Below are 18628 nucleotides of genomic sequence, written 5' to 3' on the forward strand. Positions count from 1 at the left end.
ATATAACTTAATATATTTTCAGAAAATGCTTGCAAAAAGTATAAAATCCCGTATGATATAGATATAGGCAATTCTAAAGAAAGAAAGAGGATATGCAATGGCTACTAAAAAGAAAAAAATCATGCTTATGCGGGCTGTTTCAGAATTAAAGAAGGCTGACTATTCTCCCGAACCGGAGCTGGGCGGTATCTATCAGCGGCTGGCCAACGGAAGAAAGCAGTTTGCAGAAGTTTTTGAGAAAAATATCAACGCCGTCATGCAAATCAGCTCTCTCGACCTGACGATGCAGCACCAGACGGAAAAAATCATGGATATCTCCCAAAAGATAATAAGCGCCACAGAAACCATTTTCGGCAATTCTGTCGGTACTTCTGACAGTCAGCATGAACAGTTGGCCAACACCATCGTCACCGTTGCCGGCAAAACGGATGAAGTTTACCAGAAAATAGAATCCGGCCAGAAGGAACTTACGGCTATCAAAGATCTTTCCGAGCAGACCATAGCTGTTTCCCGGGAAATGCAGAAGGATATGGATGAACTGGTCAATATTATCAATCACATAAGCGGTGTCATCTCCGGAATCGGGTCCATATCCATGCAGACCAATCTGCTGGCACTGAATGCCTCTGTGGAAGCTGCCAGAGCAGGTGAGGCAGGGAAGGGTTTTGCCGTGGTGGCAAACGAAATCCGGGAATTGTCGGAAGAAACGCAGAAGCTGACCTCCAATATGGAATCCTTTGTGAAGACCATGAAGGAAGCTTCCCGGAAAAGCGTGGGGAGTTCTACGGAAACCATCGAGTCTCTGCTTTCCATGACCGATAAAATCAAAAACGTATGGGAGCTGAACAGCGAAAGCCAGCAGTATGTTTCCAACATCAATGAATCTGTCAGTTCCATTGCCGCCGTCAGCGAAGAAATCAGCAGCTCCATGGCAGAGATGCAGAATCAGCTGAAGGACAGCAGTGAATTCATGCAGAGAGTCGGCGAAGATTTACGAGAAGCCACCAAACCTGTGGTAGGCATAGAAAAGACATTGGACGATACAGTGAAGAAGATGGGCGATATGGCAAAGGACGCATTTTACCATCTGGAAAATCAGGAATTTGCGCAGTATATGAACAGCGCTGTTTCTTCTCATCAAACCTGGCTCAGCAATCTGAAGAAAATGGTAGAAGAGCAAAAGATTATCCCTCTTCAGCTGGATTCTTCCAAATGCGGATTCGGGCACTTTTATTACGCCATGACTCCCGATATCCCGGGGGTACTGCCTATCTGGAACGGACTGGGAGCAAAGCATCAGAAGTTCCATAAATACGGCGCCGGAGTCATCAATGCTATCAATAACGGTAAGCCCATGGAGGCAGAACAGATTTATAGGGAAGCAGAGCTGTACTCCCGAGAGCTGATTGCCGATATGAAGAAAATTCTGCAGCTCACTACCGGACAGGTATGACAATTGATTTTCAGATACTGAATTATACGCAAACACAAAGAATTAAGCCGGAGTTGTCCCTGACAGTTCCGGCTTTTTATTGTCTGATTTGACCTATCTCAATTTCTTCTGTCTCAGCTTCCGCTTACGCACAACACCGCCTGCCTCCGCTTCTCTTCGCTCCTGTTCTTCCGCTTCCCTCTCCGCCTCTTTTCGCTCCCGTTCTTCCGCTTCCCTCTTCGCCTCTTCCTCCGCTCTTCTGGCTGCTTCCTCCGCTTCTCTTCTCGCCTCCTCCGCCTCCTGCCGCAGCTCCGCAGCCGAATATCCCTCTGACGCAGCCGCCATCAGAAAGGCTTCCTCTGATGCTGTCTCCGCCACAGTATATATTTCATTCCGCAGTGCTTCGTCCGCACTTCTCCATTTCTCATATTTCTCCTGTATCTCTTCCTGTGTAAAAACGGCGCGCTGCATCGCCACCTCAATCCAAATGTTCCGATACTTTACAGAATTCTGATGTCGCTCCTTTTCCAGGGCATTTATCTGCTCCACTGCTGCCCGCTGTGGGTATTCTTCCAGTATGCCAAGGTCAATTCCATCCGCCAGTTCTCTCCCTGTAAAGCTTCCCAGCTCCGCTTCTCCCACCGTTATATGGAAAACGGTATCCTCGGAAAAACCTTCCACCTGAAAGAGATTTTTGTACAGTATATCCCCGGCTTCAGAAAAAGCCCGAAACCTCTGCATGTCTTTATCCGCTGCCGCAGGCAGTGCATCCGGCTTCCAGGTCCAGCATATACCTTTCTCTCCACGATAGAAGTCAGTAACCTCTCCACGGACAGTCTGCACATCCCCTTCCTGCGACACATACACTTCCGACAAAGGCTCACTTCCTGCCCCCTGTGCCTGGAGAATGTAAGATACGATCAGCCTGTGCCCCAGAGCATTGGGATGAATGCAGTCTGTGGTCAGCGTATTCCCCCTGCTTTCTTTCTGCATTTCCTCAGTCAGCCGAACCATGGGCGTGTGGATATCCAGATAATGCACACCCCACTCCTCTGCCTTTGGTTCCAGCCCGGCCATATAGTCTGTCAGCTTATCCTCATAGGTCCAGCGCAGATTTCCGTTCTTATCACGGTTCAGGGTGCAATTCTCATCGCATATGGGCGGAGAGAGAATCAGAATATCCTCCCCCTTCAGCCCGTCGTTCTTCAGCCGCTCTACCAGTTCTCCCATATCGGCAATGTATTCTTCTGCAGGCACTCCCAGAATAGCTTCGTTGGTTCCCAGCATAATCACAGCTTTACTGAGTCCCTGAAATGCAGGATCCCGGTCATAAATGTTCAGTACATCCGCAGCCTTGTATCCGCCTGTCCCCACATTGCGGAACTCTGTCCTCTGTCCGGGAAAACGGCTCAGATAATATTCTTCCAGTATCTCCATATAACTTAAGGGATCATATGTCACATGGGTAATACTGTCCCCGATAAATCCCACCACATCGCCGTCCTCATAAAATGAAAATGGTTCCGACGACGCCGAGACATCCTCCTTCATGCCCATCCAAAAGCATACTGCAAAAAGTATAATACAGAACCATTCCGTCAGTCGAAGCTGCCCTTCCCTCAGAGACTTCACCTTTCGCTGGCTTATTCTGTCTTCCTCTGTCAATGACCCGCACAATATGGGCGAAAACGGATCATATCTGTCCTGACTGCGCAGTACGCTCTCCTGACTGTAATTGGCATAGCAATATCGGCAGCCATTTTTGCATGTATTATAAGTGCCGATTTCCACACTCTCCACACATCCGCACTCCGGTCGTTGATTTTTGTCTTTCTCCACTTTTATCCTGCACCCCATAATATCCTCAATCACCTTTTTATCAATACAGCAATTATGTTCAATCCCACATTCCGATAAATCTATCCTCTCCGCACAACTTCCCACTGTCATTCCGTTTGCCCGGGCAATTTCGCTGATTTTCCCGGAAAAATCCATCAGTCCGGCATCGCTGAGCTCATAAACCCTCATCGCTTCCATACTTTTTTTCGTTTTCCCATAGGTGTCCGCAAAGCTGATGACACATCTGCCGGTATAGCCATTTAACGCCGAAGCCATTCGCCGGAACATATCCAGATGATACTGCGGCGTATACCTGTCCGTAAAAAGGACAGGATCATATCTCCAGATGACTCTGTCCCTTCCAATTTTTTCAGACAGCCGCTGAAAGACCGGTATCATTTTCTCCTCTTTCTCCGGAACATTAACTTCCACATCCCTGCCATAGCAGGTCAACGTAAACTGAAAATAATAATGATATGCGGACAGCTCGTCCAGCCGTTCCAGCATGGGTTCCGGGTTCTTCGTCCAGAACACAATGCAGTCCACCACTTCCGGTGAAAGCGTTATCCTGCTGACCTGGCTTCTGTTCATGGGATTGCGCACATACACGAAACCTTCCTTTATGCGGTTATAAAACCACTCGGAATAATAATTCGGGATGTCGGTTCTGCGGCTTACGCTTAAAATCATCTGTGTGTCACCTCTAATAAAAATGCCGGAACAAGGCCCATCTCACCCCTCCGGCATTTCTCTCATTTCTCTATTGCAATTCCTTTTAGCGGCACAGTACCTTCCCGCACTCTGACTTTTATACAATCCCCTGCGCCGTCATGGCCTCTGCCACCTTCAGGAAACCTGCTATGTTGGCACCCGCCACATAATTTCCTTCCATGCCGTACTTCTTCGCGGCGGCGTCCAGACTGTGGAAAATGTTCACCATAATCTTCTGCAGCTTGGAATCCACTTCCTCAAAGGTCCAGCTCAGACGCTCGCTGTTCTGGCTCATCTCCAGTGCGGAAGTAGCCACACCGCCTGCGTTGGATGCCTTTCCGGGACAGAACAGCACACCGTTTTTCTGGAGATACTCCGTGGCATCCATAGTGGTGGGCATGTTCGCCCCTTCGGCCACGGCAAAGCAGCCATTGGCAACCAGATTCTTCGCATCTTCCAGATGCAGCTCATTCTGCGTCGCGCAGGGCAGCGCAACATCACATTTCACTGTCCATACATTACTTCCCCCGGCACATTCATGATACTGCGCACCAGGTCTGGCTGCCGCATACTCAGTCAGTCTGGCTCTCTTCACTTCCTTGACTTCCTTCAGCAGAGCCACATCAATTCCCTCGGGATCGTAAATCCAGCCGGTGGAATCAGAACAGGTCACAGGCTTTGCACCCAGCTGCCATGCCTTCTGAATCGCGTAAATAGCCACATTTCCGGCTCCGGATACCACAACTGTCTGGCCCTTGATATCCCTGCCGTTACATTTCAGCATCTCCTCCGTCAGATACAGCAGACCATAACCGGTTGCTTCCGTTCTCGCCAGCGAACCGCCAAAGGTAAGTCCCTTTCCCGTGAGAACACCTTCATACAGTCCTGTCAGTCTCTTATACTGACCATACATATAGCCGATCTCTCTGGCACCGGTTCCGATATCTCCCGCCGGCACATCGGTATCAGCACCGATATATTTATGTAATTCATTGATAAAACTCTGGCAGAACGCCATCACTTCTCTGTCTGATTTCCCCTTAGGGTCAAAGTCGGAACCGCCCTTTCCGCCGCCGATAGGAAGGCCTGTGAGGGAATTCTTGAAAATCTGCTCAAACCCAAGGAACTTGATAATGCCCAGGTTTACACTGGGATGCAGACGCAAACCTCCTTTATAAGGTCCTATGGCAGAATTGAACTGTACACGGAAGCCGTTGTTCACCTGCACCTGCCCCTTGTCATCCACCCAGGGAACACGGAACAGAAGCTGACGCTCAGGCGTTACCAGCCTCTCCAGAAGCGCATCCCTGCGATATTGCTCTTCATTTGCCTCAATCACAACACGAAGGGACTCCAGAACCTCTTTTACGGCCTGATGAAATTCCGGCTGTGCAGGATTTTTTGCCACTACCAGATCAAATACCTCGTCAACATATGACATTTTATTTCCTCCTTTATCTCCTATGCCTTACCACTACTGTTATCCACAAATATTATACCTCCTGCGGCCGGATTTCTCAACATGCTTTAATTCACTAAATCGTAAAAGTATTTTGCAGTTTTCTAAGCAATTTGCACAACACAACTTACTGAAAACCGTAAACTTTCCCCTCAAAGATACTGTTTCAGATTTTTAATATTTTTTTCTTCCAGTCTGATCAGCTGCTGCGCCAGCGACACCGGGCGTTCTCCGGCATTCTCATTGTGTCTGAGCACCTTCTCCAGCTCCAGGATTCCGTTGTTATTCTCCCTAATCATCATCTCCGCCAGATGTCCCGTGCTGGTGTTCAGCATGGTATGATAGTGAATTTCTGTCTTCTGCATGGCGTCAGACAATGCATTACTCCGATAGAGCTCTGCTTTGCCGTCTATCAGCTGTCTGGACGCTTCATTATAAATCTCCGCATACTCCAGGGACTGTCTGGATATCTGCAGCGCCAGATCATCGTCATATACCTTAGCCGCAATGGTGTCGATGGCTTTCATAGCCATATCCGTATTCTTCTGAATCTCCCGATATACAGCCGCTTCCTGTGATTTCATCTCTCATTCCCTCCTGATGTACATAAAAAAACCTTCTACAGAAAATAAAATTATTCTCCGTAAAAGGCTTCCCTGATTTTCATATTTTATGCATATCCGCGGTATCAGCAGCGCAGCCATCCGCACAGAGGATCTTTTCTGAAATCACACGATACATAACTTTACTGCGTCACATACTCGGCCTTCACATATCCGATTTTCCCGTTATAATTCACTTTACACCAGTCATTTTCATTGGCGAGAAGCTCCAGGGAATCTCCCCCTGACAGAAGTCCCAGGCGTTCCGCGTCTTCACTGGCAGCCGCGCGGACATTGATATTCGTGGTAGCTGTCACCGTGCCGATAGCGGTCTGTCCCTCCGCACTCTCTTCCATCTGCAGAAACTCGGACTTAATGTAACCGTCGCTTCCCTCGAAGACTATCTTCGTCCAACCGTTGACACGCACTTCCTGCACCTGGACTTTGGTTCCTCCCGGCACTTTTCCCAGCTTGTCAGCCTGCTCACTGTCGGAGCTTCTGACATTGACAGTGGTTGTGGCAGTGGCATACTGCGGACCGCTCTGCACCGGAGGCTCCGGCTCTGCAGGCGCCTCCGGACTCTCACCGCCTTCGCCGCCTGCCTCCGGATTTTCCCCTTCACTGCCTTCCTGAGGAGTCTGTTCCGGAACATTCTGCTCCGCCAGCGTGACGCCGATGGCCGCCTGGACCTGACTGCCGAATTCACTCATATAAGCCCCGATATCCGGGTTCTGAGACAACAGATCATTAAATTCCACCGACACACGGTTATTAAACTCCACCACGTCATCCTGAGCCGAAACCGCCACCACATATTCGTTTTCTTCCGGGGTAAGGTTCTTCCCGTTTTTCATATAAAGCTTCCCTGTATCGTCTCTGCTCACATAGAAAGTCTGCCAGCCCGGCACTTCCTCCTCGTGATTCTTAAAGCAGAGCCGGTAATACACATAAACCAGTGTATCTCCCTCTGCATAACCCGGTTTGGTATAAACCTCCAGCGCCGGAATGTGGTCCAGATACTTCGCCATTTCCGAATAGCGCAGCACATCGTTGTCGGACACCTCGTCATACAGAGAAGCCAGCACATCGCTTTCTCCTGTGGCCATGGCATTATAATAAGTAGCTATCAATGTGTAGAGATCCGAATCCTCGTTGGCCACCAGCGGCACTTCTTTGCTCGCCGGCTCCGGGTCGGCTGCCTGGCTCTCAGGTACGGATGCAGTCTCGGAAGGAAGCGATTCCTCCTGCTCATCCTCCTTCGCATTGCCGGCATTCAGGGCGATGGAAACCGTAAACGCCACAACAACAATCACAATTACAGGAAACACGAACTTGGAATGCTTTACAATATAATCGCGGATGACCTCCATTTTACTCTTCTGCATATTCTGCACCTTTCCCTTCAAATCCAAAGAGCCGCAAGCGGCTCTTTTTGAAAAACACTATTCACAACAAATACTGATCAATCGAAGTGATGTAAAGTGCATCCGACAGGAATCGAACCTGCATTAAAGGCGTCGGAGGCCTTCGTTCTATCCATTAGACTACGGATGCAAATATTACAAAATTGTTACATCACTTCGATTATAATATCATAAAAAATCTAATATGTCTACACTAAATTTACGGAAATTTTAAAGAAATTATTTTGAGACGATTTTGATCTGCTTTTCCAGAACATCATAACGATAGAGTTGATCAGAGAGGACCTCTTCCGGAGCCACCTGCGTACGGTTTATTTCCATAATCATTTTCCGCAGCGCGCTCTCACTGCCGGTACCCATATCCCTCAGAAATATCACCTCGTGCACGGAGCTGGGAAGGATATAGCAGCTCTGTCCGCACTTCCCGGCCATCTGCTCCAGCACCCCCGGATAAATCATGCATACCGCTCCATAGGTACGTTTCACATTGCTCAGCACCCTCATGGGCAGTTCCGGCAGAAGCTCGATCTCAGCTTCCGGCTTCTTCCACGCGGATTCCTGTTCCGCTATCTCCCGCAGAATATCCTGCATGGAGTAGCTGCTGCAGGGATACAGTCTCGGCGTATTTATCTCAGCCAGTGCCAGCAGCTCCGCAGTGGAAGTCTTCCACATGTCCACATGAGAATTGTTGATGAGGATGCTTCCCTCCCCCAGAGCTTTCCCCTGATAGGCATAGTAAAAGCAGATTGCCAGGTCAAGAAATGCAATATGCGGCATCTCCTCCAGCAATTCTTCATTCTCCTCTCTGTTAATCAGACGATAACAGATTCTCTCCTTTACTTTTTCAAAAAACTTAAAATATTCCATATCGACATCTTCATCCGGCATGCCTTCCCGATAGACTGCAGCCAGTCTGCGCATAATCACAGCAAAAGGCATCCCCTCTTCATAAGCCTCCCAGAAGGCATCCAGGTAAATCGTGGGAACCACATTCCTGCTCCCGGGCTGGATCAGAAGTCCATGCAGAATGATGCCATTGTTTTTCCGCACCTCCTTAACCTCCACTTTGTAATTGCTGCCCAGCTCCCGCTCAAGCGCATTCTGAACCTTTTTGGCAAATGCTTTTATCTCCATACGTTCCTCTCTTTCCGCACCGTTTCCTCTTCCCGAAGGAACAGTGCAAATCCAGTCATCGCCGCCCAGGCGGCGGTTACTTCGGGCTCATTGCACGCAAAAAAGGCAATGCAGCCCCTTTGGGGTATCATTGCCTTACAAGCCTTAACGAACGGAAAATAAAATGCAGTCTGAGATTACACCCGGGAGAGGTATTCGCCCGTTCTGGTGTCAATCTTGATCTTGTCGCCCTGGTTCACGAACAGAGGCACGTTGACCTGCGCGCCGGTCTCAACAGTGGCGGGCTTAGACGCTCCGGTAGCGGTATCACCCTTAAAGCCGGGCTCCGTATCGGTAATCTCCAGCTCCACAAAGAGAGGCGGCTCCACAGAAAACACACTGCCGTTATGAGAACAGATCTTGCACATTTCGTTCTCCTTGACAAACTTCAGGGCGTCTCCCACAGCCTCGTTGTTCAATGCGATCTGCTCATAATTCTCCGTATCCATGAAATAATACAGATCACCATCGGCATACAGATACTGCATATCTTTTCTATCAATACGCGCCTGAGGGCATTTCTCGGTAGGGCGGAAAGTCTTCTCAACCACACCGCCGCTCTTGACATTCTTCAGCTTGGTTCTGACGAAAGCCGCACCCTTTCCAGGCTTTACATGCTGGAATTCAATAATCTGGTACACATTATTATCGTACTCAATCGTAATACCATTTCTGAAATCACCTGCAGAAATCATATTATATTCCTCCTAATTTTGTTCACAAATATAATTCTCCAATAGTTTAATATAAATATGTACAAATTTCAACTGTTTTTGAAAAGAATTTGAAAAATATTGGAAAAGCTTTCCCGGATTGCGCTGTGCGGTGCGAAAGCCGCCAGCCTCATCTGCCCAGAATAAAATCAACAGCCTGCAGATATCCTTCCAGTCCCTGTCCGTAAATCTGCCTGTCACACACCGGCGCCGTCACGGACACTTTTCGGAAATCTTCCCGCTTCGTAATATCTGAGATATGAATCTCCACTTTTGGTACGGTGATGCTGGCCAGCGCGTCCCGAATGGCATAGCTGTAGTGGGTATAAGCTCCCGGATTGATGACAATGCCCTCGGTACCGTCAGAGTACGCTTCCTGTATTCTGTCAATAATGGCCCCCTCATGATTGCTCTGGAACACTGTTATCTCACTGCCGGTGTCCTCCGCTTTCCTCTGAATCATATCCAGCAGATACTGATAATCCTGTGTGCCGTATACACTTTTCTCCCGGATTCCCAGGAAGTTCAGATTGGGACCGTTGATAACCAGAATCTTCATTTTATTTATCTCCTTCACGATTTCATCCAGAATCTCTTCCATTTCCTTACCATCCACATCTACAATCACATCCGCGCCGTCCTCATATGCCTCCTGCCGGCTCTCCAGCAGCTGCCGGATCCTCTCCCGGGGATTGGCGCACTGTAACAGCGGTCTGGCAGTGTCCCCCTTCAGCCGGTCATACACCGTCTCCGGCTTTATCCGCAGAAGCACCACTTTCCCCAGACGCCGCAGAAGCGCTCTGTTCTCCGGCCTTACCGGGGTTCCGCCTCCCACGGAAAAAATGCCGGCATAATTTCTCTCTGCCAGCTCCCGAAGCAGTTCCGTCTCCTGCCTCCTGAAATATTCCTCCCCTTTTTCCGCGAACAGTTCACTGATACTGCAGCCCTCCCGGCGCTCAATGAGCCTGTCCGTGTCCTCCACGGGCAGACGCAGCCTGTAGGAAAGCCGCAGCCCCACCGAGGTCTTCCCGCTGCCCATGAAACCGATCAGCACAACATTTCTGCTTCTCATCCTCTGTCTCCTGATTATCATTCCGCAGAATTCTCTGCGGTTTTCAGCATCCGCCGAACGGCATGCCCATTGCCCTTCTCATCTCCCCGTATGCTTTCGCCGCCAGCCCAGGGTCTATCTCCGTTCCCGTCCAGAGCTCATGTGCAATGATTCCCTGATACAGAAGCATCTTCAGACCATTGAAGGCTCTGCCGCCGTTTTCCCTGACCAGCTTCATGAACCTGGTGTCCGCAGGATTAAATATCAGATCATAGCCCGTATGCACTCTCCTGTAAAATGCCGCATCTTCAATCACTGCCTCTTCTGTCTTCGGAAACATTCCCACATTAGTGGCCTGAATGGCCAGGTACCTCTCCTGCGGCAGCATATCATATTCCGCAAGCGCCCTGGCTTCCGCAAGCTTTCTCCCGGCGATTCCGTTCACTTCATCCGCAATCTGCCGGGCCTTTTCCAGGGTACGGTTCAGGATCATCACCTGGCGTACCTCCTTGTCAGCACACAGAATCGCCACAGCTCTGGCCACACCTCCTGCCCCCAGAATCAGCACATTCTCTCCGGCCAGCTCCACGCCGTCCGCACACATGGCCCGGTAAAGTCCCGGCATGTCCGTATTATAACCTTTAAATCCCTGTTCTGTGCGGACCAGGGTATTGACGGCTCCGATGGTCTCCGCAAGAGAATCCATCTCCCTGAGAAAAGGAAGCACCTCACTCTTATAGGGAACCGTCACATTCATCCCCAGCAGATTCAATGCAAAGGCCCCTTTCACAGCTTCGCCCACCTGACCGGCGGGCACATGAAAAGGCAGGTACACCAGATTCTCTCCCAGTGCTTTCGATATGGTGTTGTGAATTGCCGGCGACATGGTATGTTCCACCGGATTTCCCATAACCCCGCAGACGCGGGTATATCCGTCTATCATATGATTCCTGTTCCGCAGCGCCCCGAAAACTGCCCGGAGAACGCCGCTGTTTTATTTTTTGCTGTCTCCGGACTTTCCGCCGCGGCAGCGAGGTCCGGAACTTGGAGGGGTTCTGTGATAAAAATACAGTACAATCCGCTCCAGACAGCGTTTCAGAACTATCTGAATCTCCTCTTTGGGATGAATGGGCTTCACCAGCCATGTGAAAATGCCCGCTTTCTTTGCCCCCCAGACGTCTGTAAACAGCTGATCTCCCACAAAAAAAGTGCTCTCCGGCACAGTCCCCATGACTTCCATGGCCTTCTCATATCCTCTTCGCCCCGGTTTCCCTGCCTTGAAAAGGTATCCTGTTCCCACCGCGTCAGCAAAGCCCTTCACTCTGGGTTCCTTATTGTTGGACAGAAGAACTGTCTGCAGACCGATTTCCCGCAGATTCCTGAAAAACAATACCGCCTTTTCATCCGCCGGAGCCCCATGAGGCACAAGCGTATTGTCAATGTCAAAGATCACACCCCGATACCCTTTTTCATACAATTCCTGATAATTAATGGTATAGGCGCTCTCCGTTTCCCGGTCAGGGTAAAATCTCTCCAGCACGTCACTCCTCCGCCGGCCCTTGGGCCGTTTCCGCCATCCTTTTTCATCTCCTGCACAGCAATCAGGGGAATCCCCCGGTTCCTGCGCCCTTACACTATAGCACGACTGACAAACGGATTTCAAGTGCCGGAATAAATAATTCTGTTTCGTCAGATATAATGTTGCATGATGTACTGCAGTTCTGCCCTTCCTCTGTATATGTTCTTCCCCAGCTGATACGCCACCGAGACAGGGAAATTCCCCCTGCCCGAGTACAATGCCTCCACGGCGCCGGCGCCGTACTTTTCTTCCAGGAAATTCCCGAACGCTTCCAGATCTCCGAAAAACACCAGCTGTTTTTCCGCTCCCCCGGGTGTCGTCACCCGGTATCTGGCACAGGTTTTATTGGCCCCCATCTTATAACCTCCCCGGAAAATCAGCTCCTTCTGGGCAAAGAGAGGTCTGGGATTCCCCACTCCGAAAGGTTCCAGCAATTCCAGTTCCTCCGCTATCCTCTCATCCGCATAATCCAGAGGCATGGGAACGTCTATATGTACTTTCGGAATAAAATCCTCCGGCTGCAGCGCACATTTTTCATTCAGCTCCCGCCGCAGAGCCCCGATATCTTCCTCCTTCATGGACAATCCCGCCGCCATGGCATGTCCGCCGAATTTGGTAAAGTAATGGGCTGTCTCCGTCATGGCTTCATACATGTGATACCCCTCCACAGAACGGCCGGAGCCTTTCACGCCTTCCTCCCCCCTTGTCAGAATAAACACAGGATGATTGTACCGTTCTTTGACCCGCCCGGCAATGATTCCCGCCAGACTCTCATGTACCTCCGGCAGGAAAATCACCATGACCTTATCCTGCTCCATGTGGTGCTCTCCGATATAGCGTTCCGCCTGTTCCAGCCCCTTTAACGTCAGGTTCTTCCGGCTGTCATTGAGCTCCTTCAGCTCTCCGGCAGCACTCATGGCCTCCGCTTTGGACCGGCTCTGCAGCAGCTCCAGCGCCCGCCTTGCCGTATCCAGTCTCCCGGTGGCATTCAGACAGGGCCCGATTACAAACCCAAGATGATAAGCGCTCAGACGCTCAGGCTCGATGCCATTGACCTCCATCAGTGCCCGGATTCCCTGATTTCGCGAGTGTCTCAGCCGCTTCAGTCCCTCTTTTACCAGAATGCGGTTCTCACCCTTCAGCTCCATCACATCGCAGACAGTGGACAGCGCGGCAAATTCCAGCAGCTCCTCCATCGCTTCCCCAAGTGCCCTGCTGTGCGTTCTCTCCGCCAGCGCCGCCGCCATTTTATAGGCCACCACCCCTCCGCAGATTCCGGGAAAAGGATACCCGCACCGCTCCTGCTTCGGGTCGATTACAGCCAGCGCAGGCGGCAAAATCTCCTTCCGTCCGCTCTCCTCCTGCACAAAAGGCACCTCGTGATGGTCCGTGACAATGACCCGGATTCCCATGGAATTCGCAAGCGCTATCTGTGACGCGGCGGCAATTCCGTTGTCACAGGTCACAATCAGTCCCACCCCATCCTGTCCCGCCACCTCTATCAGATGGTCGTTTAAGCCGTAACCATCATGAATCCGGTGAGGGATGGCTGTGTCCACCTTCCCCCCCAGAAGCTGTATGGCCCGGGTCAGAATATAAGAAGAGCAGATTCCGTCCACATCATAATCTCCGATAACCCGGATGAAAGTTCCCGCCTCCACCGCTCTGCAGAGTTCTTCCACCGCTCTGTCCATGTCCTTTAACAGCCACGGAGAATAAGAATCCTCCAATGTCCCATACAGAAATTTCTCCACTTCCGCCTCTTCTGTCAAATCACGGTTCCGCAGTACTCTGGCCACAACGGGGCTGATGTGAAATTCTGCCGCCCATCTGTCGAAATCTGCTTTTTTCGTCGCTACATACCATTTTTCCATTCGTCCTGTCCCTCTTTTGTCCTGCTTTTATCTCTTCCGTTCCCCTGCTCCTCTGTCCAGAATCCCGTTCAGCCTGGAGAACAGCATAAATGCAGTCACCGAGGCCGCAATGATATCACTGACCGGCTCCGCCACAAACACACCGAACACCTTATCAGAAATCAGATACGGCAGAATAAATATAAGCGGAATCAAAAGCACCAGCTTGCGCAGGCATGCCATCAGCAGGCTGATTCTGGCCTGACCGAGAGCCATAAAAGTCTGCTGACAGCCAATCTGTACACCTGTGGAGAAAATACCCGCCATATAAATCCGCATTGCCCAGACAGTATAATCTACCAGAGAGGAATCACTGCTGAAAATCCCTGCGAACACCTGCGGAACCAGCAGCAGAAGCAGCCACATCAGCGACGCATACCCCGCACAGGCCAGGAACTGACAGCGGAAAGCCTGCTTTACCCTCTCCTTTTTGCCGGCGCCGAAATTAAAGCTCATAATGGGCTGTCCTCCCTGACAGATTCCCTGCAGGGGAAGCGTCACCAGCTGGCTGCAGGAGGATATAATGGTCATGGCACCCACGGCCACATCTCCCCCGAACCGGGACAGGCTGCTGTTAAAGCTGATATTCAGAATACTCTCTGTGCTGAGCATGACAAAAGTCGAGACTCCCAGCCCAAGACAGGGCAGAATCACTCTCGACTCAAGTTTCATATTGGCGGCCGTCAGCTTCAGCATGGTCCTTTTTCCCCGCAGAAAAAGCATCACCCATACGGCACTGACAGCCTGGCTGAGCACTGTGGCCACAGCAGCTCCCCGCACTCCCATGGAAAATCCAAAAATCAGAATGGGATCCAGAATAATATTACACACCGCGCCTACCACCGTGGTAAGCATGCTGAATCTGGCAAATCCCTGTGTGGTAATAAAGGGATTCAGCCCCATGACAATCATCACGAACACAATTCCCAGAATATAAATCCGTGCATAGGACAGAGCATAGGGCAGCGTCACATCGCTGGCCCCGAAAAGCCGCAGAAGCCGGGGCGCAAACCAGTAAAACAAAACGGTAAGCGCCACGGCAAAAATCATCAGAACCGAAAAACAGTTCCCCAGAATCTTCTGTGCTTCCTCTCTGTCATTCTTCCCCATGGCGATAGCCGCCCGGGGTGCGCCGCCGGACCCTGCCAGCATGGCAAAGGCATTGATCATCATTAATATAGGAAGGAACAGTCCCACTCCTGTCAGCGCCGACGCCCCCGCATTGGGAATATGTCCAATGTAAATTCTGTCCACAATGTTGTACAGCATATTGATCAGCTGTGCCACCACAGCCGGAATCGCCAGATTCAGCATCAGTCTGGGGATGCTGCCGCTTCCCATGTCCTGTTTTGCCATATAGAACCTCCTGTTAAAGTCGCTGCGCGACGGCACTTAAGTGTTAAGCCCCGCAACCCGCTCTCTTAATGCATTGTAGCAGATATGGGGTTTTATGGCAACAGAGCAATTTTATTCTGCCAGGTACATTTTCAGTCCGTCCTCTACTTTCTGCAAGGTACTCTCTCTGGACTGTCCGCCGTTGAAGTAGCCCTCCAGGGCTTCTATCAGCACTTCCCGGATTTTGGCGTCTTCGCCGGCAGGTCTGTTCAGGCCTTTACAGATTTCCACCAGTTTCTGTGCCGTCTCGGGCGGGAAATCTTTAATGGTAAATTCCACATAGCTGCCGTCCGCCTCAATGGCGGTCTCCGCCTCCGCGTCGGAGCGGTCACGGCCGGCCAGTTTCTCCAGAGATGCACTGTTGACGGGGAATCCGCTGTAGTAGTCGGTATCCTGAACTGTCTCTGACAGCGCATGTCTCAGGAAGTCTTTTGCGGTATCCTTATACTTGCTCTTAGAACAGATTCCCATCTGCATGGAAGGGATAAAGTTGTTCTCAAAGGCTGCAAATTCTCCTTTCACATAATCCACCATGGCTATGGGCGCCATGCTTCCGTTGAAACCGTCAGCTTCATAAAAGGCCAGTTTCGCCTCCGAGGCCAGCTCCCACATATTGAATGCCCGTTCATTCTCATCTCTGGAAGCCAGTATGCCGCAATTCTCTGACATTGCTTTCAGATAATCCAGATAAGTCCCCAGAATCTCCCTGTCCAGCTGCTTATCCCTGACAATTTCATTACAGAAATAAGGATAGAATCTGTCTACCAGCTCACTGACCGTCAGTCCGCCCATGTAATTATAGTCTGCGCCGGAAAGGAACGCCGCCAGCTTCTCCATGGATTCCATGTCCCCCGCACTGATATCTCTTCCCAACACCATGGAAAATGCAAACTGCAGAGGCACCACATACCGTTTTCCGTCTTCCTTAATATAACTCTTCGTAATATTGGAAAGTATCTCTCCGCTTTCTTCCATGGGATTCAGCACATCATTGATATCTTCCAGCAGTCCTTTCTCCGCATAAGAATCCATATCCAGGTGATCCATAACCAGAATATCCGGCGCGTTCTCTCCCAGAAGCATGGTGTTCAGCTCCTGATATACCGCATTATAATCCGTTTCATCGTAATAATACATGGGATATACCGATTCCACTGTGATCAGCACCTCCGGGTGCTCCTTATGGTAGGAAACCGCAGCCTGTTTCAGAATACTGTTGTCATAAACGGTATAGAGGCGCAATGTCTCCTTCACTTCTATCACCGCTTCCGGATCAAATTCATACTTTCTGAGCACGTTCCCGCCTTCGGAAGTTCGGAATATGGCATATATCTTCCCGTCCACTGTGGCTGTGAGGTCCACACACCATCTTCCCGACAGCGCGAAATCTGTCTCCACTCCCTGCATCAGCATCTCCCACTCCACATTGCCGGCAGACTGTGTCCCACGGAAAATACCGTCCTCTCCCGCCGCAACCAAAGTGCCGTCACTCAGCGCGCAGAACTTTATTCCGGACACACCTTTATCAAATATAATACTCTCCGAGCCGCCCGTCTTTCCATCCTTACACTTTTCCAGCTTTATACTGGCAGACCCCACAGAATTCTGGGCGTACAGATAGACATTCCCTCCATCCGAAATCATTGCATCATAATATTCCGTTATCTGCCCGCTTTCCAGTATCCTGCCGTCCTCTCCGCTCAGAATTTCCAGATTCATCGAATTAACGGCTGCCAGCGTTCCGTTGTCAAGCACCGCTGCCGCCGAAATCATGGCATATCCGCCCCAGTCATTGACAACATTCCACTCCTGGGGAGTAATTTCCGCGGCTCCCCCTTCTCCGCCCTTCCACAGATGAGATTTATATTCTTCCTCTCCTTCTGCCACATACCCGGCAAGCAGATACTGCGTTCCGTCTTCCGCAGACAGCAGTTTCGTCTCCGTCCATTCATTTGCCAGAGACAGCTCCAGATTCTTCAGCCAGTCCGGTGTCACATCCGCAAACCCGTTCTCCTGCTGAGCCCACTCCGTCAGCAGCAGTTTATTGTTCTCCTTCTTTATGGCCAGCAGATGTACTTTATCTTCCAGAATAAAAATCTGCTGTACTTCCCAACCCGCCAGCTGTTCCGGCAATGCTTCCTCTGTCTCCACATACCTTCCCTTCTGCGGTTCCCCGGAATCATCCGTTCCGGCTTCACCGCCTCCGTCACCTCCCTTCCCGCATCCGGCAAGGCTGCCCGCCAGAAGCCCCATGCATAATATGGTCACAATCCATTTCTTCAGTCTCATTTTTACCCTCCATCTCAGTGCCGCAGGTGCCTGAACAGTCCCCTCTTCCCCAGAGAACTTCCGGCCGCTTTCTTCGTCCGTAACTTCTCTGGGGGACTGTTCAGGCCCTGCTGTTTTCAGTTCCAGAACATTGTATACCTTATCCGTTCTGAGTATCCTAATATTATCCTAATTGTATCTTTAGTGTATCTTAATCCTGCGTGATACAATATGTCCAATTCCCTTCATCCTTTTCCTGCCTTTTTCTACACTTTTCAAATTGTATCCCGGAAATAAATGTGATACAATACATTTATCAACCATTACATATTCAGAGAGGAAAAAACAATGAAAAAACTGGTCACATCACTTTTACTTGTCGCTCTCATGGCACTCACACTGGCAGGTTGTGGCGGCGACGACAAAAAAACGGGCTATCCCAACGAAGACGGCATCGCAGAAGGCAGTCTGGGAGACACCATGCACAACTGTTTCTTTGATTTCACTGTAAAGAGCGCCTATCTCTGCAAAGATTTCGACGAATATACCACGGACGAAGGCTATCTGTTCCTGGTTGCGGAGATTACAGTTAAGAATACCTTCGGCGAAACGCTCCCCATGTTCGACACTGACTTTGTAGTAGAGTGGGATGACAGCGCTGATTATCCCTGCTACTTCGAAGATGGAATCGGAGGAGACGTGCTTCCCGCCGAGTATGAGCTTGCCAAGGATGAAAGCAAGTCAGGCCTGCTGCTGTTTGCAGTGCCGGAAGACAAGAAAGATTTCACCTTCTCCTACATGGAAGTCTTCGAGGACAATACAACCGGCAATACCTTTAATGTATCCTTTACTGCCGAGCAGAAATAACCGGTTGTTTTCCCTTCCCCGGCTCTCTTTCCCAAGGAGTCGGGGTTTTTACCTGTAATTACTGACAATACACTGAAAGTCAAAGACCCCGCTGCAAGCAACGGGGCATCAAATTTGTAGCGCTGCAGAGCAGCGGGGTATTTGACCCTCGCGGCAGTCGCCAAATGTGCATGCAAGCATGCCCGCTTGGCTCGTTGCTCGC

The 18628-nt window shown here is 50.3% G+C and carries 14 protein-coding genes, 1 tRNA gene and 1 pseudogene; 2 read left to right on the top strand and 14 right to left on the bottom strand.

Annotated features, from left to right (window positions below):
* Positions 1-97: 97 nt before the first annotated feature.
* Positions 98-1453: a methyl-accepting chemotaxis protein gene (locus NSB25_RS14625; protein WP_103238980.1), complete on the top strand. Its 1356-nt coding sequence runs from the start codon at positions 98-100 to the stop codon at positions 1451-1453.
* A gap of 93 nt (positions 1454-1546) precedes the next feature.
* Here the strand turns inward: NSB25_RS14625 and NSB25_RS29240 are convergent, their stop codons facing one another.
* The 14 genes and pseudogenes from NSB25_RS29240 to NSB25_RS14700 all read right to left on the bottom strand — a co-directional run bounded on the left by NSB25_RS29240 (position 1547) and on the right by NSB25_RS14700 (position 17580).
* Positions 1547-3961, bottom strand: coding sequence for a DUF1848 family protein (locus tag NSB25_RS29240; protein WP_103238981.1), 2415 nt, complete (start codon positions 3959-3961; stop codon positions 1547-1549).
* Between the two features lie 118 nt (positions 3962-4079).
* The gene (gene gdhA, locus NSB25_RS14640) at positions 4080-5423 is read right to left on the bottom strand and encodes an NADP-specific glutamate dehydrogenase (protein ID WP_103238982.1); all 1344 of its coding nucleotides are present in this window, start codon (positions 5421-5423) and stop codon (positions 4080-4082) included.
* Between the two features lie 170 nt (positions 5424-5593).
* Positions 5594-6025 carry a hypothetical protein gene (locus tag NSB25_RS14645; protein WP_103238983.1) on the bottom strand — a complete coding sequence of 144 codons (432 nt, stop codon included), beginning with the start codon at positions 6023-6025 and terminating at the stop codon, positions 5594-5596.
* Between the two features lie 161 nt (positions 6026-6186).
* On the bottom strand, positions 6187-7428 hold the full coding sequence (locus tag NSB25_RS14650) for an SH3 domain-containing protein (protein WP_103238984.1): 1242 nt from the start codon (positions 7426-7428) through the stop codon (positions 6187-6189).
* Between the two features lie 97 nt (positions 7429-7525).
* Positions 7526-7597 (bottom strand) — tRNA-Arg (locus tag NSB25_RS14655).
* A gap of 89 nt (positions 7598-7686) precedes the next feature.
* Entirely contained in the window at positions 7687-8601 is a 915-nt protein-coding gene (locus NSB25_RS14660) for a DUF5688 family protein (RefSeq protein ID WP_103238985.1), read from the bottom strand.
* A gap of 176 nt (positions 8602-8777) precedes the next feature.
* On the bottom strand, positions 8778-9335 hold the full coding sequence (efp, locus tag NSB25_RS14665; protein ID WP_103238986.1) for an elongation factor P: 558 nt from the start codon (positions 9333-9335) through the stop codon (positions 8778-8780).
* 148 nt (positions 9336-9483) lie between these two features.
* The gene (aroQ, locus tag NSB25_RS29680) at positions 9484-9912 is read right to left on the bottom strand and encodes a type II 3-dehydroquinate dehydratase (RefSeq protein WP_103239122.1); all 429 of its coding nucleotides are present in this window, start codon (positions 9910-9912) and stop codon (positions 9484-9486) included.
* Positions 9913-9978: 66 nt separating this feature from the next.
* A pseudogene (locus tag NSB25_RS29685) lies at positions 9979-10446 on the bottom strand (shikimate kinase); the annotation flags it as partial.
* Between the two features lie 22 nt (positions 10447-10468).
* Positions 10469-11347 carry a shikimate dehydrogenase gene (gene aroE / locus NSB25_RS14680; RefSeq protein ID WP_242982359.1) on the bottom strand — a complete coding sequence of 293 codons (879 nt, stop codon included), beginning with the start codon at positions 11345-11347 and terminating at the stop codon, positions 10469-10471.
* Between the two features lie 51 nt (positions 11348-11398).
* Positions 11399-11944, bottom strand: a complete 546-nt coding sequence (locus NSB25_RS14685) for a YqeG family HAD IIIA-type phosphatase (RefSeq protein WP_103238987.1) — start codon at positions 11942-11944, stop codon at positions 11399-11401.
* A gap of 149 nt (positions 11945-12093) precedes the next feature.
* The gene (gene recJ, locus NSB25_RS14690; RefSeq protein ID WP_103238988.1) at positions 12094-13857 is read right to left on the bottom strand and encodes a single-stranded-DNA-specific exonuclease RecJ; all 1764 of its coding nucleotides are present in this window, start codon (positions 13855-13857) and stop codon (positions 12094-12096) included.
* A 27-nt stretch (positions 13858-13884) separates the two neighbouring features.
* Positions 13885-15252 (bottom strand): MATE family efflux transporter, encoded by a 1368-nt coding sequence (locus NSB25_RS14695; RefSeq protein ID WP_103238989.1) that lies wholly within the window; start codon positions 15250-15252, stop codon positions 13885-13887.
* 111 nt (positions 15253-15363) lie between these two features.
* Entirely contained in the window at positions 15364-17580 is a 2217-nt protein-coding gene (locus tag NSB25_RS14700; protein WP_103238990.1) for an extracellular solute-binding protein, read from the bottom strand.
* A gap of 327 nt (positions 17581-17907) precedes the next feature.
* Between NSB25_RS14700 and NSB25_RS14705 the strand changes: the two genes are divergently transcribed.
* The gene (locus tag NSB25_RS14705; RefSeq protein WP_103238991.1) at positions 17908-18426 is read left to right on the top strand and encodes a DUF4352 domain-containing protein; all 519 of its coding nucleotides are present in this window, start codon (positions 17908-17910) and stop codon (positions 18424-18426) included.
* Positions 18427-18628 lie beyond the last annotated feature (202 nt).

Source organism: Acetatifactor muris (genome assembly GCF_024623325.1).
Lineage (GTDB): Bacteria > Bacillota > Clostridia > Lachnospirales > Lachnospiraceae > Acetatifactor > Acetatifactor muris.

Coding starts and splice junctions, on each gene's coding strand:
- NSB25_RS14645 (WP_103238983.1), bottom strand. CDS start 6,025: ATGAAATCACAGGAAGCGGCTGTATATCGGGAGATTCAGAAGAATACG.
- NSB25_RS14700 (WP_103238990.1), bottom strand. CDS start 17,580: ATGAGACTGAAGAAATGGATTGTGACCATATTATGCATGGGGCTTCTG.
- recJ (WP_103238988.1), bottom strand. CDS start 13,857: ATGGAAAAATGGTATGTAGCGACGAAAAAAGCAGATTTCGACAGATGG.
- NSB25_RS14650 (WP_103238984.1), bottom strand. CDS start 7,428: ATGCAGAAGAGTAAAATGGAGGTCATCCGCGATTATATTGTAAAGCAT.
- NSB25_RS14705 (WP_103238991.1), top strand. CDS start 17,908: ATGAAAAAACTGGTCACATCACTTTTACTTGTCGCTCTCATGGCACTC.
- NSB25_RS14660 (WP_103238985.1), bottom strand. CDS start 8,601: ATGGAGATAAAAGCATTTGCCAAAAAGGTTCAGAATGCGCTTGAGCGG.
- NSB25_RS29240 (WP_103238981.1), bottom strand. CDS start 3,961: ATGATTTTAAGCGTAAGCCGCAGAACCGACATCCCGAATTATTATTCC.
- efp (WP_103238986.1), bottom strand. CDS start 9,335: ATGATTTCTGCAGGTGATTTCAGAAATGGTATTACGATTGAGTACGAT.
- NSB25_RS14625 (WP_103238980.1), top strand. CDS start 98: ATGGCTACTAAAAAGAAAAAAATCATGCTTATGCGGGCTGTTTCAGAA.
- aroQ (WP_103239122.1), bottom strand. CDS start 9,912: ATGAAGATTCTGGTTATCAACGGTCCCAATCTGAACTTCCTGGGAATC.
- aroE (WP_242982359.1), bottom strand. CDS start 11,347: ATGATAGACGGATATACCCGCGTCTGCGGGGTTATGGGAAATCCGGTG.
- NSB25_RS14695 (WP_103238989.1), bottom strand. CDS start 15,252: ATGGCAAAACAGGACATGGGAAGCGGCAGCATCCCCAGACTGATGCTG.
- gdhA (WP_103238982.1), bottom strand. CDS start 5,423: ATGTCATATGTTGACGAGGTATTTGATCTGGTAGTGGCAAAAAATCCT.